General features: G+C 69.9%; 15 protein-coding genes. 7 read left to right on the forward strand and 8 right to left on the reverse strand.

Annotated elements, in window-relative coordinates; all coding sequences use genetic code 11:
• Positions 1-101 precede the first annotated feature (101 nt).
• From NS334_RS14825 to NS334_RS14840, 4 genes are all read right to left on the reverse strand, one after another.
• Positions 102-1475: a glutamate--cysteine ligase gene (locus NS334_RS14825; protein WP_058756733.1), complete on the reverse strand. Its 1374-nt coding sequence runs from the start codon at positions 1473-1475 to the stop codon at positions 102-104.
• Positions 1476-1841: 366 nt separating this feature from the next.
• A complete protein-coding gene (locus tag NS334_RS14830) occupies positions 1842-2582 on the reverse strand; it encodes a 16S rRNA (uracil(1498)-N(3))-methyltransferase (protein ID WP_058756741.1) in 741 nt (246 codons plus the stop codon).
• A complete protein-coding gene (locus NS334_RS18715; protein ID WP_193753118.1) occupies positions 2582-2740 on the reverse strand; it encodes a hypothetical protein in 159 nt (52 codons plus the stop codon). Before NS334_RS18715 ends, NS334_RS14830 begins: the two co-directional genes overlap by 1 nt.
• Positions 2737-3123, reverse strand: a complete 387-nt coding sequence (locus tag NS334_RS14840) for a DUF2147 domain-containing protein (RefSeq protein ID WP_058756734.1) — start codon at positions 3121-3123, stop codon at positions 2737-2739. The genes NS334_RS18715 and NS334_RS14840 overlap by 4 nt, the downstream gene beginning before the upstream one ends.
• A 295-nt stretch (positions 3124-3418) precedes the next feature.
• Between NS334_RS14840 and ubiA the strand changes: the two genes are divergently transcribed.
• The 3 genes from ubiA to NS334_RS14855 all read left to right on the forward strand — a co-directional run bounded on the left by ubiA (position 3419) and on the right by NS334_RS14855 (position 6510).
• Positions 3419-4324, forward strand: coding sequence for a 4-hydroxybenzoate octaprenyltransferase (gene ubiA / locus NS334_RS14845; RefSeq protein ID WP_241491975.1), 906 nt, complete (start codon positions 3419-3421; stop codon positions 4322-4324).
• A gap of 64 nt (positions 4325-4388) precedes the next feature.
• Positions 4389-5735, forward strand: a complete 1347-nt coding sequence (locus tag NS334_RS14850; protein ID WP_058756735.1) for a TldD/PmbA family protein — start codon at positions 4389-4391, stop codon at positions 5733-5735.
• Positions 5728-6510, forward strand: coding sequence for a 3'(2'),5'-bisphosphate nucleotidase CysQ (locus tag NS334_RS14855; RefSeq protein ID WP_083500514.1), 783 nt, complete (start codon positions 5728-5730; stop codon positions 6508-6510). The genes NS334_RS14850 and NS334_RS14855 overlap by 8 nt, the downstream gene beginning before the upstream one ends.
• A 19-nt stretch (positions 6511-6529) precedes the next feature.
• On the opposite strand, the gene NS334_RS14860 is transcribed toward NS334_RS14855, so the two are convergent.
• Positions 6530-7309, reverse strand: a complete 780-nt coding sequence (locus NS334_RS14860; RefSeq protein WP_058756736.1) for a sulfite exporter TauE/SafE family protein — start codon at positions 7307-7309, stop codon at positions 6530-6532.
• A gap of 374 nt (positions 7310-7683) precedes the next feature.
• The gene (wecB, locus tag NS334_RS14865) at positions 7684-8799 is read right to left on the reverse strand and encodes a non-hydrolyzing UDP-N-acetylglucosamine 2-epimerase (RefSeq protein WP_083500515.1); all 1116 of its coding nucleotides are present in this window, start codon (positions 8797-8799) and stop codon (positions 7684-7686) included.
• Positions 8800-8878: 79 nt separating this feature from the next.
• Here wecB and gnd point away from each other — a divergent pair, with 79 nt between their 5' ends.
• From gnd to NS334_RS14885, 4 genes are read left to right on the forward strand one after another with little or no spacing between them, the layout of a single operon-like run.
• Positions 8879-9862, forward strand: a complete 984-nt coding sequence (gene gnd / locus NS334_RS14870; protein WP_058756737.1) for a phosphogluconate dehydrogenase (NAD(+)-dependent, decarboxylating) — start codon at positions 8879-8881, stop codon at positions 9860-9862.
• On the forward strand, positions 9862-10677 hold the full coding sequence (locus NS334_RS14875) for a Cof-type HAD-IIB family hydrolase (RefSeq protein ID WP_058756738.1): 816 nt from the start codon (positions 9862-9864) through the stop codon (positions 10675-10677). Before gnd ends, NS334_RS14875 begins: the two co-directional genes overlap by 1 nt.
• The gene (locus tag NS334_RS14880; protein WP_058756739.1) at positions 10678-11424 is read left to right on the forward strand and encodes an HAD-IIB family hydrolase; all 747 of its coding nucleotides are present in this window, start codon (positions 10678-10680) and stop codon (positions 11422-11424) included.
• A gap of 1 nt (position 11425) precedes the next feature.
• Positions 11426-11749, forward strand: coding sequence for a hypothetical protein (locus tag NS334_RS14885; protein WP_241491976.1), 324 nt, complete (start codon positions 11426-11428; stop codon positions 11747-11749).
• A 1-nt stretch (position 11750) separates the two neighbouring features.
• On the opposite strand, the gene NS334_RS14890 is transcribed toward NS334_RS14885, so the two are convergent.
• Together NS334_RS14890 and NS334_RS18840 are read right to left on the reverse strand one after the other, a co-directional pair.
• Entirely contained in the window at positions 11751-13220 is a 1470-nt protein-coding gene (locus tag NS334_RS14890) for a lipopolysaccharide biosynthesis protein (RefSeq protein WP_058756740.1), read from the reverse strand.
• Positions 13221-13305: 85 nt separating this feature from the next.
• Entirely contained in the window at positions 13306-15393 is a 2088-nt protein-coding gene (locus NS334_RS18840; RefSeq protein WP_206542665.1) for a metallophosphoesterase, read from the reverse strand.
• Positions 15394-15658 lie beyond the last annotated feature (265 nt).

Below are 15658 nucleotides of genomic sequence, written 5' to 3' on the forward strand. Positions count from 1 at the left end.
CCGGCGTTCGCCGGGGTGGTGGGTTGCGGGTGTGGAGGCGCTTCATGCCCGTCCGCTCCTCCCTCAACCCTGCCGGCCGCCACCTCCCCTTGCAGGAGAGGTTAGAAGCTGGCCTCGCGATAGACCTGAGAGACGTCGCCGTTCCAGGCGCCGTGGTAGCGGTCGAGAAGCAGTTCGGCGGGGACCTTGCCGGTGCGGACGATCTCGCGCAGCGGTTCGAGGAAGCCGGTTTCGTCCTCACCCGACGCGCTGAGGCGTGCGCGTGCCTTCAGGCCGGCATGCGCGATGTCGAGCACCTGCCGCGCGATATCGCGGAGTTCGCCGCCGCCGGAGATCGGGGCGGACAGGCCGAGCTTCGGCACCGCGTCGCGCAAGGCCTGGCGCTCGTCCAGCGTCCAGTGCTTCACCACGTCCCACGCGGCGTCGAGCGCCTGCTGGTCGTAGAGCAGTCCGACCCAGAAGGCGGGGAGCGCGCAGATGCGGTTCCACGGGCCGCCATCCGCGCCGCGCATCTCGAGGAAAGTCTTCAGCCGCACTTCCGGGAAGGCGGTGGAGAGATGGTCGTTCCAGTCGTCGATCGTCGGCTTCTCACCGGGCAGCACCGACAGCTCTCCGCGCAGGAAGTCGCGGAAGCTCAAGCCCGCCGCGTCGATGTAACGCCCGTCGCGATAGACGAAATACATCGGCACATCGAGCATATAGTCGGCATAGCGCTCATAGCCGAAGCCGTGCTCGAACACGAACGGCAGCATCCCGGTGCGGGCCGGATCGGTATCCGACCAGATGTGGCTGCGATAGCTGAGGAAACCGTTCGGCTTGCCCTCGGTGAACGGCGAGTTGGCGAACAGCGCGGTGGCGAGCGGTTGCAGCGCGAGCCCGACGCGGAACTTCTGCGCCATGTCCGCTTCGCTGGCGTAATCGAGGTTCACCTGGATCGTGCAGGTGCGCAGCATCATGTCCAGCCCCATGCTGCCGACGCGCGGCATGTGGCGCAGCATGATCGCGTAGCGGCCCTTGGGCATGATCGGCAGCGCGTCGCGCGCCTTGTCGGGCCACATGCCGAGCCCGAGGAAACCGATCCCCAGCTTTTCGCCCGCCGCCTTCACCTGCGACAGGTGACGGCCGGTTTCGGCGCAGGTCTGGTGGAGATTGTCGAGCGGTGCGCCCGACAGTTCGAATTGCCCGGCCGGTTCGAGGCTGATCGAGCCGTCCGCGCCGGTGAGCGCGATGACCTTGCCGCCCTCCTCGACCGGGCGCCAGCCGTGCTGCTCCAGCTCGCCGAGCAGCGCCCGGATGCCGGCCTGTTCGTCATAGGAGGGGGCGTGGTGGTCCGTGACGGAATAGACGAACTTCTCGTGCTCGGTGCCGATCCGCCAGCGGTCGGCGGATTTTTCGCCGGTGGCGAAATGGGCGATCAATTCGTCGCGCGATTCGATGACCGCTGCGCTGGTTTCCGAAACGGTCTTGGTCGTCATGCGCGCGCCTTACGCCCGGATGAACGGAGGCGCTAGGGTGGATAGGGTTGCGGTGGGTAAAGACGGGGTTGGTTTCGCCGGGGCTTCCGGTGGGAGGGTTCACGCGGAGGCGCGGAGACGCGGAGTTTGAGAAAGGGGTGGTTCGCGCGGAGCACGCGGAGGGCGCAGAGAAGGCGTCGCTTCAGCGGCAGCGGAGCCCTCCATCATTCCGGTTCGCAGTTCGGATAAAGGCCCCAGCGCTCGCCGGGGCGACGGGTCGATCGGAAGACCCATCTTTCTCTTCGTGTTCTTCTACCCTCCGCGTCCTCGGCGTGCTCTGCGCGAACGACCCCTTCTTCTCCGCGCCTTCGCGCCTCCGCGTGAACCTCACCAGTCCCCGGCGACCGCCATCCACACCGCGACCGCCGCCGCTGCCGCAGTATCGGCGCGCAGGATGCGGGGGCCGAGCGCGATGCCGACCGCCGCCGGATGCGCGCGGATCGCGGCGCGTTCGTCGTCGTCGAACCCGCCTTCGGGACCGATCAGGATCGCGGCCGGGCCGGGGCGGGCGCGCATCGCCTCGGCGGCGGGCGCGCCGCCCAGCTCGTCGGCGAAGAAGAGCGCGCGGTCGGCGGGCCAGTCGCGCAGCAGCGCGGGGAGCTTCACGTCGTCCGCGATCTCCGGCACGGCGGTGCGGCCGCATTGCTCGGCGGCCTCGACCATGTGCGCGCGCAGGCGATCGGTGTTGGGCTTGTCGACGACGGTGCGGCGCGTGACGACCGGGACCAGCCGCGCGACGCCCAGTTCGCATGCCTTCTCCGCCATCCAGTCGACCCGGCCCTTCTTCAGCGGGGCGGCGACCAGCCACAGGTCGGGGACCGGCTCGCGTTCGCGCAGCCGCTCGGTCACGTCCAGGGTCAGGTCGCGCTTGCCGACATGGGTGGCGACCGCCAGCCATTCGCCGGTCGCGTCGTCGAACAATTTGACCGGGTCGCCCGCCTTGGTGCGCATGACCGCGATCAGGTAGTGCGCGGGCGGCCCCGACAGCGACAGCGCACCCGGGGCGAGCGGGGTTTCGACATAGAGCCGCGGCGTCGAGCGCGGCGGCCAGGCGGGCACCGCCCCCATCATTTCTTCCTTCCGATCAACACGCGCGCCAGCAGGAACAGCAGCGCGCCCGCCACTGCTACGCCGAGGATCGCCCCCGCCGCCACCCCGGCGACGCGCAGGATGGCATAGAACAGCGCCTCGAAGAACCGGCCGATCGCGACCGAGAGGTGGATCACTTCGCGGCGACGCGGGTCCAGCGCTGTTCCTTGCACCCGAAGCCGGCGAACAGGCAGCCTTCGGCGACCAGGGTGTTGCGCCCTTCGAGGTGGAGCGTCCCCTCCACCTCGGTACCGATGTCGGGAACGAAGACGGTGCCGGCCCAGGCGCCGTCCTCGTCGCGCTCGAACCCGCGGAACAGCGGCGTGCCGACCAGCCGATCGGTGCCGCCCGCCGCCGCATCGGCCTTCGCGCGGTCGCTGGCGGCGATGACGGTGCCGCACATGCCCGGCGCCCCACGGCAGCGCTCGACGCGGATGCGCACGCTGTCGGCGGCGTTGCGCCACGTGCCCGCGAGCGGATCGGTGGCGGCGGCGGCGAGGAGGGCGAGCAGGGTCAGCATGGCGGGTGCGCGTCCGATGTGGTTGTGATCGCTGGTGTATGTAGGGCGCGGTTGCGGCAGGGTGAATGGGGGCTTCGCGGCAGGCACCTCTCACTACGTCCGTCACCCCGGCGAAGGCCGGGGTCCCGCTGCGGCGCGAGGATGACGTGGCGCTGCGCGACATCACGGGGACCTTCCCAACTGGACCCCGGCCTTCGCCGGGGTGACGATTGAGGGGGGAGGTGACGGGAAAGTGTGTGGCGTGAGGGGCGCGAACAGGGTGACGGTGCCGCGTGGCCACGCTATCGCCGCGCACGTGACCGACATCGTTCCCGACAGCCAGCATCGCGGGCTTCTTTCGCTCTTTCCGCCCGGACCGCGCATGTTCGCGTCGCTGGCGCGGTTCGACCGGCCGATAGGGTGGTGGCTGCTGTTCTGGCCCGGCGCTTGGGCGGTGGCGCTGGCGGGCGGGCTGGTCGAGCGATGGGGGCTGATCCTCTGGCTGCTGCTCGGCAGCATCGCGATGCGCGGGGCGGGGTGCGTCTATAACGATATCGTCGACCGCGACCTGGACGCCAGCGTGGAGCGAACGCGCGACCGGCCGCTGGCGAGCGGGGCGGTTTCCGCCAAGGCGGCATGGGCGTGGTTGCTGGCGCTGTGCCTGATCGGGCTGGTGGTGTTGCTGCAATTGCACGGGCCCGCCGCGATCGTCTCGGTGGCGGCGATCGCGCCGGTCGCGGCCTATCCGTTCATGAAGCGCATCACCTGGTGGCCGCAGGCGTGGCTGGGGCTGGTGTTCTCCTGGGCGGCGCTGGTCGGGTGGACCGAGACGTGGGGCGCGCTGACCCTGCCGGGCGTCACGCTGTACGCAGGGACGATCTTCTGGGTGGTCGGCTACGACACGATCTATGCGTTGCAGGACCGCGAGGACGATGCGCTGGTCGGCATCCGGTCGTCAGCGCTGGCGCTGGGGCGGCATGTCCATGCGGGGGTCGGCACCTGCTATGCGCTGGCGGTCGCCTTGTGGGCGGCGGCGGTGTGGCAGGTGCGTGCCGATCCGGTCGCGTTGCTGGCGCTGCTGCCGGTGGCGGTGCATCTGGCGTGGCAGGTCGCGACGCTGCGTCCCGACGACGGCGCGGGGGCGCTGCACCGGTTTCGCGCGAACCGGACCGCCGGGATGTTGATGTTCCTGGCCTGCGTCGTGGTGGGGACGCGCATCTAATCGGGGGGCGAGGACGTTGCTGTCGCATATGGCAACGTCAACCTTTCGCGCTTAAGTCGATCCCATGCTCACCCCCGAACAGGCGCAGGAGCGCGCTTACGATCTGGTCCGCCGTGCTGGGGCCGCCGGCGCGGATGCCGCCGACGCGGTCTTCGCCGCGCATGGCGCCACCGAAGTGTCGGTGCGGCTGGGCAAGCTGGAGGATGTCGGGCGGTCGGAGGGCGAGGACCTGGGGCTGCGCGTGTTCGTCGGGCGGCGTTCGGCGAGCGTCTCCACCTCCGACCTGTCGACCGCGGCGATGGACGCGCTGGTCGAGCGCGCGGTGGCGATGGCGCGCGAGGCGCCGGAGGATCGCTGGGCGGGGCTGGCGCCGCGGGAACGGCTGATGCACGGCGCGCCGCCGTGCCTCGATTTGGCGGACGCGCACCTGCCCTTGCCGGAGGAATTGCGCGACACCGCGATGCGTGCCGAGGATGCGGCGCGCGGCGTGACGGGCGTCGCCAACAGCGAGGGCGCGGGCGCGTCCTCGTCGTCGAGCGTCTGGGCGCTGGCGACCAGCCACGGCTTCGTCGGCGGTTATGCCACGACCGGGCATAGCGTGTCGGCGAGCGTGATCGCAGGGGAAGGCGGCGCGATGCAGCGCGATTACGCTTTCCATTCGGCGCGGCACCGCGCGCATCTGGATGCGCCCGAGGCGATCGGGCAATTGGCGGGCGAGCGCGCGGTGGCGCGGCTGGGCGCGGGGACGATGGCGAGCGGGACGATGCCGGTGGTGTTCGACCCGCGCGTCGGGGCCAGCCTGCTGGGGCATCTGACCGGTGCGATCAGCGGCACCGCGATCACGCGCCGGTCGAGCTTCCTGCTGGACGCGCTGGGCACGCAGGTGTTCGCCGCCGGCGTGACGATCCGCGACGATCCGCACCGCCCGCACGGGCTGCGCTCACGCCCGTTCGACGGCGAGGGATTGCCGGTGTCGCCGGTCGCGATCGTCGAGGCGGGGATGCTGGAGACGTGGCTGCTCGACAGCGCGTCGGCGCGGCAGCTGGGGCTGGAGCCGACCGGCCATGCCGCGCGCGGGATCGCGGGCGCGCCGGGGGTATCGACCAGCAACCTCTATATGGAGCCGGGCAAGATGCCGGTCGCCACGCTGATCGCCGACATCGCCGAGGGCGTGTACGTGACCGAGCTGATCGGCCAGGGCGTCAACCCGGTGACGGGCGACTACAGCCGCGGCGCGGCCGGGTTCGCGATCCGGAACGGCGAGCTCGCCGAGCCGGTCGCGGGCTTCACGATCGCGGGCCATCTGCTGGCGATGTATCGCGAACTGACCCCCGCCAACGATCTGGCGTTCCGACAGGGCGTGAACGTGCCGACGGTGCGGATCGAGGGGATGACCGTCGCCGGTGGCTGAGGCGCGGAACCTCGCCGATGCGGTCGCCGCCGTCGCGCGCGAAGCGGGGCAGATGGCGCTGGCGCGCTGGCGCACCGATTTCGCGCGCTGGGAAAAGGAGCCGGGCAGCCCGGTGTGCGAGGTCGACCTGGACGTCGACCGGATGCTCCATGCCCGCCTGGGCGCGCTGCTGCCGGAGGCCGGGTGGCTGTCGGAAGAAACCGCAGACCATCCCGCGCGGCTGGCGCGACGACGGGTGTGGGTGGTCGATCCGATCGACGGCACGCGCGACTATATTCGCGGGCGGACCGGCTGGTGCGTGTCGATCGCGCTGATCGAGGACGGGCAGCCGGTGCTGGGGGTGCTGGATGCGCCCGCGCGAGGTGAGGTGTGGCGCGCAGCGGCGGGCGAGGCGGCGACGTTGAACGGCGCGGCGGTGCGCGCGGGCGCGCGCGACGTGCTGGCGGGCGCCCGCGTGCCGGTCGATGCGCTGCCCAAGGTCGATCGCGACCTGACGGCGGTCGAGAAGCCCAATTCGATCGCGTTGCGCGTGGCGATGGTCGCGGCGGACCAGGCCGATCTGGTCGCGACACTGCGCTGGGGTAACGAATGGGACATCGCCGCCGCCGTGCTGGTGGCCGGGGCGGCGGGCGCGGCGGTCAGCGATGCGCTGGGCGCGCCGCTGGTGTTCAACAAGGCCGATCCACGCGCCTATGGCGTGCTGGTGAGTACCGCCGGGATCCATGACGCGGCGGTCGCGCGGCTGGCGGGGCGGGTGACGGCGGCGCTGGGATAGGTCCGCCGGCCACGGCGCCTTATTTCAGCAGCCGTAGCCCGACGATCAACAACACCACCGCCAGGGCGGGGGTGACGACGCGCTCCGGCAGGCGATCGGTGAGCTTCGCGCCGAGGATCACGCCGGGGATCGAGCCGAGCAGCAGCGCGCCGAGCAGCGGCAGGTTGATATTGCCGATCACGGCATGGCCGATCCCGCCGATCAGCGCGACCGGGACGGCGTGGAGGATGTCGGTGCCGACCAGCCGCTTGGCATTGAGGCGGAACGGATAGAGCATCAGCAGCAGGGTCGCGCCCAGCGCCCCCGCCCCGACCGACGTCAGCGTGATGAGCGTGCCGAGCAACGCGCCCGCCGCGGCGGTCAGCACCGGTTGCCAGCGCAGGAACGCGTCGGTCCGCGCCCCCTCGGCACGCGCGAAGCGCAGCGCCAGTCGGCGGCGGAAGGGCGTGAGCAGCGCCGAGATCACCAGCGTCACGCCGAGCACGCGGACGATCATCCCGCCGCTTTCGGCCTTGTGCCCGTGGCTGGACAGCCACCAGAGCGTCAGCGCGACGGCCGGGAGGCTGCCCCAGCACAGCCGCTTCACGATCGTCCAGTCGGCATTGTTCTGACGATGATGGACGGTGCCGCCGACGATCTTGGTGATGGCGGCGAACCACAGGTCGGTGCCGACGGCGGTCGCGGGGGCGATGCCGAACAGCAGGATCAGCAGCGGCGACATCAGCGACCCGCCGCCGACTCCGGTCAGCCCCACGATCGTCCCGACGAGGAAACCCGCCAGCGTGCTCAACAAATCCACTTAGCGTTCGCCCTTCGTCATGGCGCGCAACCTGCGTCGGCGGAGCGGCACGGCGCAAGCGCAGAAAAGCTTGGGGGGTGGAAGGCGGGGGTGGGGGTAAGACGACGCGCGGCCCCTTCCCCCTCCGCTCGTCACCCGGCGCAGCCCGGGTTCCAAGTCGCCGTTAGGACCGGACCGTCGCGACAGCCCCCGCCGTCATGCCGGACCTGTTCCGGCATCCAGCGTGCCGCCGGCGGCGCCGGCCGATGTTCGCCAGAGCCGACACGGCAGCGCGGGCGGCACGATGGATCCCGGCCTGCGCCGGGATGACGGTGGGAAGGGTTGCGTTTCCTTGCCCCCGCCCCGGCGTCCGCGGGGGCGGCGGGTTCAAAGGCTCAGGCGTTCAGTCGCGCGACGAGGATCGCGGCGATCCGGTCCGCCGCATATCCGTCGCCGTATAGCTGGCGCGGCGTGGTCGATGCCGGCGCGTCCAGCACCGCCGTCGCCGCCGCGACGATCGCCTCGGGATCGGTGCCGACCAGCCGGACGCTTCCGGCCGCGACGCCCTCCCCGCGCTCGGTCACGTCGCGCAGCACCAATACGGGGACGCCGAGCGCGGGTGCCTCTTCCTGTACCCCGCCGGAATCGGTGAGGATCAGCGTGCTGGCAGCCATCAGCCGGACGAAATCCGGATAGTCGAGCGCGGGGACCAGCGCGACGTTCGGGAGCGTACCGAGCGCGGCGGTCAACGGATCGGTGACGCGCGGGTTGGGGTGAAGCGGAATGATGATCGCGAGGTCGTCGCGCCGGGCGAGCCGCGCGAGCGCGCGCGCGATGGCGGGCAGGCGTGGCCAGTTCTCGCGCCGGTGCATCGTGGCGGTGACGATCCGCCGATCGACGAAGCGGGCGAGGATCCGGTCGGCGGCGGCGGCCAGATCGGGACGGGCGACGATCCGCGCCTGTATCATCCGCAGGGCGTCGGCGACGGTGTTGCCGGTGACGTGGATCGCGTCGGCGGGCACGTTCTCGCGCCGGAGCGCGTCCGCCGCCGCCACGGTCGGCGCGAAATGCAGGTCGGCGAGGATGCCGGTGATGCGACGGCTCCCCTCCTCCGGCCATGGCGCGAACAGGTCGCCGCTGCGCAGCCCCGCCTCGACATGCGCGACCGGCACGCGGCGCAGATGCGCGGCGAGCGTCGCCGCCAGTGCGGTGAGCGTGTCGCCGTGGACCAGCACGCGCGCCGGTCGTTCGCGGTCGAGCGTCGCACCGATCGCGGTCAGCAGCGCGGCGAGCATCCGGTCCAGCGCACCCTCCCCGCTGGACACGCGCAGATCGATGTCGGGGACGATACCCAACGCGGCGAGCGCCGAATCGAGCAACGCGCGGTGCTGACCGGTCACCAGCACGCGCGTCTCGACGCCGTCCAGCGCGCGCAACGCGCTGACAAGCGGCGCCATCTTGACCGCTTCAGGGCGGGTACCGAAGACGATCAGCAGGCGCGGTGGCGTCAAGGCGGGTCAATCCGGTTCGTTGCGGGGGCGGAACCTAGCATAGGGGCGATCCATTGAGCGGTCAGCTTGGAGGTATGCAATGCGATTGGTGATGATCGGCCTCGGCCGGATGGGCGGGAACATGGCACGGCGCCTGATGAAGGCCGGGCATGAGATCGTCGCCTATGACCGCGATGCCGGGGCCGTCCAGAAGCTGGCCGATGATGGCGCGATCGCCGCGTCGTCGCTGGAGGAGGCGCGCGAGAAGGCGGGCAGCCCGGCGATCTGGTGGGTGATGCTGCCGCACGGCGCGATCACCGACGGGATGATCGACCAGATCGCGGCCGGCGCGAACGCGGGCGATATCGTGATCGACGGCGGCAACAGCTTCTACAAGGACGATATCCGCCGCGCGAAGGCGCTAAGCGAAAAGGGCGTCCATTATGTCGACGTCGGCACCTCGGGCGGCGTCTGGGGGCTGGAGCGCGGCTATTGCATGATGATCGGCGGGCCGGATCAGGTGGTGCGCGATCTCGACCCGATCTTCTCGGCGCTGGCGCCCGGCATGGGGACGATCCCACGCACGAAGGGACGGCTGAAGGACGAGGTCGATGACCGCGCCGAACATGGCTATATCCACGCCGGGCCGGCGGGTGCCGGCCATTTCGTGAAGATGATCCACAACGGCATCGAATATGGCCTGATGCAGGCCTATGCCGAGGGCTTCGACGTGCTGAAGGGCAAGGCGTCGGAGAAGCTGCCCGAGGACCAGCGCTATGACCTGAACCTCGCCGATATCGCCGAGGTGTGGCGGCGCGGGAGCGTGATCTCGTCGTGGCTGCTGGACCTGACCGCCGACGCGCTGGCCGAGGACGGCAGGCTGGAGAAGTTCAGCGGCAATGTCGCCGATTCGGGCGAAGGCCAGTGGACGATCGAGGCGGCGATGGAAGAGGCGGTGCCGGTCAACGTGCTGACCACCGCGCTGTTCGCGCGCTATCGCAGCCGCGTCGAGCATACGTTCGGCGAGAAGGTGCTGTCGGCGATGCGCTTCGGCTTCGGCGGGCATGTCGAGATGCCGCAATAATGGCGATCCGCCTGCTGGTGTCCGACCTGGACGGGACGCTGGTGAACCGCGACAAGCAACTGACCCCCGGGACGATCGCGGCCGTCGAACGGCTGCGATCGGCGGGGATCGGCTTCACGGTGATCAGCGCGCGGCCGATGTCGGGAATCCGCCCGCTGCTGGCGCCGCTGGGGCTGGATGGCGATGTCGCGGCGTTCAACGGCGGAATCGTCTTCCGTCGCGACGGTACGATCGTCAGTCATGTGACGATCCCGGAAGACGTCGCGCGCGGGGTAATGGCGATGATGGCGGAAGGGGCGGAGGGCGTCGACACCTGGGTGTTCGCCGACGACCGATGGTATGCCAGCGACGGCGACGGGCCGCATACGCGAAGCGAGCGGCGGTCGAGCGCGCAGGAGCCGGTGGTGGTCGCGTCGTTCGACCACCTGCTGGACCGCGCCGACAAGATCACCTTCGTCAGCGACGACGAAGCGGCGCTGCGCGCGCTGTACCAGCGCGTCCATGCCCGGTTCGGGGAGCGGGCGACCGTCGCGCAGTCGCAGACCTATTATCTCGACGTGACCGCGACGACCGCCAACAAGGGCGACGGAATCGCCGCGCTGGCCGGCGCGCTGGGTGTCGATCTGGCCGACACCGCCGCGATCGGCGATCAGGCCAACGACCTGCCGATGCTGGCGCGCGCCGGCCTGTCGATCGCGATGGGCAACGCCCCGGACGCGGTGAGGGCGAAGGCGCGGAAGACGACTCGCACCAATGATGAAGATGGCGTAGCGCACGCCATCGACACGATGATCCTCGCGCGCGGAGATAAGTGAATGAAGAAGCTGGTCGCCTTCGATCTGGACGGCACGCTGGCGCTGAGCAAGCAGCCGCTGAAGGAGGATATGGGCGAGACGCTCGCCGATCTGCTGACGGTGGCCGATGTCGCGGTGATCTCCGGCGGGGACTGGCCGCAGTTCGACAAGCAGGTGGCGAGCCGCCTGCCCGAACGCGCCGATCGCGCGCGTCTGTGGCTGATGCCGACGACCGGCACCAAGCTGTACGTCCACAAGGACGGTTCGTGGCAGACGGTCTATGCCGAGCTGTTCGACGATGCCGAGAAGCAGAAGATCATCACCGCGTTCGGCGAGGCGCTGGAGGCGACCGGCTTCGTGCCCGAGCAGACCTGGGGCGAGCGGATCGAGGATCGCGGCAGCCAGATCACCTTCTCGGCGCTGGGACAGGAAGCACCGCTGGAGGCCAAGGAGCATTGGGATCCGGATTTCGCCAAGCGCAAGGTGATCCAGGCCGATCTTCGCAAGCGGCTGCCGGGGCTCGCGATCAACATGGGCGGCGCGACCTCGATCGACATCACCCGCGAGGGCGTCGACAAGGGCTATGGCCTGAAGAAGCTGGCCAAGGAGAGCGGGTTCGCGCTGTCGGACATGCTGTTCATCGGCGACGCGATCTTTCCGGGCGGCAACGATTATCCCGCGCATGAGGCCGGTGTGGATTGCGTGCGCGTGCGCGACCCGCAGGAAACCATCAGCGTCGTGACCGCGATCGTCGCCTGCCAGAAATAACGTGATCGACGTACCGGGGCTGTACGCCCGTTTCATTTCCTGGATCGGTGACGGCACCGGTACGACGGACACGGTTCTCCACATCCACGCCGGGATGGCGGTGCTGATGATCGCGCGCATCGTGACGCGACGGTCGCTCGGCACCTTCATCCCGCTGTCGGTGGTGGTGGCGGCGGAGCTGGTGAACGAGGTGCTCGACCGGCTCCATTATCATAGCTGGCGATGGTGGGACACGATCCCCGACGTCATCAACACCCTGTTCTGGCCGACCGTGATCTGTCTGGCGGTGCGGCTGCGCCCGATGCGACCGGCGCGGCGGCGATAGGTCAGCGCCCGCGCCGCGCCTTGATCTTCGCCCAGAGCGGCCTGGCGCGGTCGAGGCGGAGCGCCAGCAACGCGATCAGGAAGGCGGTGCCGCCAACGGCGCAGGCGAGCAGGACGGGGATGGTTTCCGTGACATGGCGCGCCGGCCAGAGAGCAAGCGCGAGCACCGCGCAGGCGATCAGGATCTTCACCACGTCGCGGTCGAGCAGCGCGAAGCGGAACACGCGTTGCGCCAGCACCGCGCACACCACCCATGCCGCCGCCTGCGCCGCCAGCGCGGCATAAGCCATCCCCGGCAGCCCGGCGGTGCGCATCCCGTAGATGCCGGCGGGCACCAGCACGATCAGGATCACGACCGGCGCGACCATCATCATCGTCATGCGCCGCGCGATCTGGAACACCATCGTCAGGTGCAGGCTCGTCAGCAGCCGCAGCAGCGCGGCGACCGCCACCCACGGCAGCAGCACGGTCGCGACATCGTGATACGCCTTGCCGAGCAGCAGGTTCGACAGGCCCGAGGGCATCATCACGAATGCCACGGTGGCGGGCAGGCCGAGCAGCAGCTGCGCGACGAAATTGTCCTCCAGCACCTTGCGCGCCGCCTCCGGCCCATGATCGTCATACGCGCGCACCAGTGCCGGATAGGCGGCGATGTTGAGCGCGAGCATGACGAAGCCGAGCGTCTTCTGCAGCATATCGGCGGGGGCGGTGTAATAGCCGACCTGCGCGGTGCCCATCACCCCGCCGACCAGATAGCGGTCGGCGATCCCCGCGCCATAGGCCAATGCCGCGCTGGCGATCAGCGGCAGGCCCAGCGCCAGCACCTCGCGCCGCGCCGCCGCATCGCCGCCCGACAGCCGAAGGCCGCGCCACATCGGATCGCGCGCCATCATCACGATCGCGGTGCCGAGCTGCGCGGCGACGATCCCCAGCATCACGCCGGTCGCCCCCATGTGCAGGCCCAGCACCAGCACCAGCCCGACGACGATCGCCAGCGCCGACCGCGCGACCATCGCGGTGAAGAACTGCCACGGCAGCATCCGCACCCGGCTGGTGACGTTGAGCATCGCCAGCATCATCTCGCTGAAGGTGAAGACGACGATCAGCGGGATCCAGTCCGCGCCGAACCCCGGCCCGCCGATGCGCAGAGCCCAGAGCACCCCCGCCACGGCGATGAAGGCGAGCGCGACCAGCGCGACGAAGCGCAGGATCGCGTCGGCGCGACGCGGATCGATCAGATAGGGTGCGTCGCGATCGTAGAGGATGCGCGCACCGACGACGCGCAGCCATTCGAACAGCATCGCGTTGAGGAACAGCCCCGCGCCGGAGACGAGCGCATAGACGCCGAAATCGACCGGGCCGAGCACGCGCACCCAGACGAAGATCGCGACGAAGTTCAGCCCGCTGGACAAGGCCAGCGCGGCGGTGGTGATCGCCGCCGAGCGGGCGCCGCCGATCGTCTTGCCCATCATGGTCGCGCCTTTCGCGTTGAAACGGCGCCGCTATGCGCGACCGTGCCGCATCGCACAACCGCGACCGCGACCACCGCGCCCCGCGTCAGCGCGTCGCCAGCAGCCGCGGCCGACCGCCGTCGAAGCGAGCGGCGGTAAGCACGCCGGTGGCATAGGCGCCGGTATCGAGGCAGATGCGGCCCGGCGCGCCATAGGCTTCGTCCTGCGGCGTATGACCATGGACGACCAGCACGCCGGCATCGACCGGCGCGCCCAGGAACTCCTCGCGGATATACAGGATGTCCTTCAGCCGCTGGCGTTCGATCGGCACGCCGGGGCGCAGCCCGGCATGGACGAACAGCAGGTCGCCGATGCGGATGAAATGTTCCAGCCCGCGCAGCAGCGCGTCATGCTCGGGCGGGACGACGGTGCGAAGCTGCGCGCGCGCGGCGTTCCAGCCCTCCGCGCTCTCCACCGGCGCGGCGACGCCGTAGGAGGAAAGCGTGGTCAGCCCGCCGTAGCGGCCCCAGCTCTGCCCGCTGCTGCGTTCGTCGAGGAAGGCGAGCATCGCATCCTCGTGATTGCCGAGGACGGCGCGCAGTTCGATCCCCTCGTCCCGGCCGAGCGCGACGATCTGATCGAGCAGTTGCGCCGACGCCGGGCCGCGATCGATATAGTCGCCGAGCAGCACGATCATCGGGCGGTCGCGATAGCCGCCGGGATGCGCGGCGATGTCGGCGCGGATCTGGTCGATCAGCCGCGCGAACAGATCCGTGCGCCCGTGCAGGTCGCCGATCGCATAGACCAGCCGCCCGCCGGTGTCGGGGGTGCCGAGCAGGTCGAGCAGCGCATCGCCGGTCACGTCGCCGACCGGCGCGGGTGGCGGCGGCTCCGGCACGCGGCGGCGCTGTTCCGGTGCGCGTTCGGCGGGCGGTTCCTCCGCCAGCGCGCGACGCGACCGCGCGCCGTCCGGGGCGACGCGCAGCAGCGTCCCGAACAGCACCAGCGACAGGACGTTGTGTGCGGTGAGCAGCGTGCCCTCGAACGAGAACCAGACCAGCAGCACGAAGGCGATCGCCTTGTCCGGCGCGCGGCGGAACAGCGCGTAGATCACCCAGGCGTAGAACAGGATCGCGCTGACCAGCCCGTATTCGATCGCCACCTTCGTGAACGGCCACCAGATGAAGTTGCGGCCCTTTTCGATCTGTCCCGCGCCGATGCCGGCGATCAGCCCGCGCGGATCGTGGAGGAATTCCAGCATCCGCTCGGCCGGCAGGATGAAGCGCATGTTGGCGCTGCTGCCGTTGTGCTTGTATTCGTCCATGCGCGTGCTGACGATCTCGAACCAGCCGAGCCGGAACGCGATCACGCATACCACCACGAGGATGGCGAGCACGGCCACGCCGGTGCGGATCCGCATCCGCCCGAGGATCACCGGCAGCGTCAGCGCCATCAACAGCGCGCCGGTGCCCGCCAGCGTCATCAGCAACCCGGCGGTCAGCACGATCAGTTGCAGCGGGCGGCGGAACAAGGTCAGTTCGAACGCCAGCGCCAGCGCGATATATTGCGACAGCAGCGACACTTCGAGGAACGCGATCGCGTTCGGTTTCATGAAGCGCGAGCCGTAGATGATCGGCTGGATATAGACATAGTCCGGCACGAGGAATTCGCGCGGGACCAGCAGGTTGAGGTTCGGCCAGGCGCGCCACGACACCGCGAGCTGGAGCAGGTGCTGCGCCAGCGTGACCCCGACGAACCCCAGCATCACCGAAATGTAGAGGTTCATGCAGCGCCGGTAATTGGCGGCGCTGGTTTCGTAGCAGACGATGAACGGCAGATAGAGCGCCGCGAACAGCATCAGGCTGGACGCGCTGTAGCGGGGCGCGAGGAAGAACGTGGAAAAGGACGCGACGACGAAGACCAGGAAGAAGCCGCCGACCCGGATCGGATCGAAGCGCGGCCGCAGCAGGATCGGCGCGAGCACGATCGCACCGACGAACAGCGGCAGGACCAGCGGCGCGAACCCGCCGCCCTTCAGCGGCCAGGCGAATTTCTGAAGCACGACGTTGCCGAGCACGCCGATCGCGAACAGCGCCAGCACCACCTTGTCCTCGAACGAGGCGGGCACGGCGGCGATGACCGGATCGGCCACGCCGGACGGTGACGGCGCCGCCGACGAAGTCGGGCGGTCCATGGCGGGCGAATCGGAATCGAGGGTCAGCGAGCGGGCCATCGTGTTACGCTATCCCTCGTCTGCACGGACACGCACGGGCCGAACCGACCCGCACGCCACGATTCCTAGAGGTTAAGCGCCTCGTCGCCAACCCAAAAGCGGAACCGCAGCGGGGGGCTGTCCTACATCGTCCATTTGAACATATCAGGAACATCCTGCTTGTCATTGGAGGATAGCACATGCCCGATCCCTTTCAGTCGCACGCCGACGGCGCCAAGGCGCTGTC

This window comes from Sphingomonas endophytica (assembly GCF_001476895.1).
GTDB lineage: Bacteria > Pseudomonadota > Alphaproteobacteria > Sphingomonadales > Sphingomonadaceae > Sphingomonas > Sphingomonas endophytica_A.

Coding starts and splice junctions, on each gene's coding strand:
- NS334_RS14825 (WP_058756733.1), bottom strand. CDS start 1,475: ATGACGACCAAGACCGTTTCGGAAACCAGCGCAGCGGTCATCGAATCG.
- NS334_RS14830 (WP_058756741.1), bottom strand. CDS start 2,582: ATGGGGGCGGTGCCCGCCTGGCCGCCGCGCTCGACGCCGCGGCTCTAT.
- NS334_RS14840 (WP_058756734.1), bottom strand. CDS start 3,123: ATGCTGACCCTGCTCGCCCTCCTCGCCGCCGCCGCCACCGATCCGCTC.
- NS334_RS14850 (WP_058756735.1), top strand. CDS start 4,389: ATGCTCACCCCCGAACAGGCGCAGGAGCGCGCTTACGATCTGGTCCGC.
- gnd (WP_058756737.1), top strand. CDS start 8,879: ATGCGATTGGTGATGATCGGCCTCGGCCGGATGGGCGGGAACATGGCA.
- NS334_RS14875 (WP_058756738.1), top strand. CDS start 9,862: ATGGCGATCCGCCTGCTGGTGTCCGACCTGGACGGGACGCTGGTGAAC.
- NS334_RS14880 (WP_058756739.1), top strand. CDS start 10,678: ATGAAGAAGCTGGTCGCCTTCGATCTGGACGGCACGCTGGCGCTGAGC.
- NS334_RS14890 (WP_058756740.1), bottom strand. CDS start 13,220: ATGATGGGCAAGACGATCGGCGGCGCCCGCTCGGCGGCGATCACCACC.
- NS334_RS18840 (WP_206542665.1), bottom strand. CDS start 15,393: ATGGACCGCCCGACTTCGTCGGCGGCGCCGTCACCGTCCGGCGTGGCC.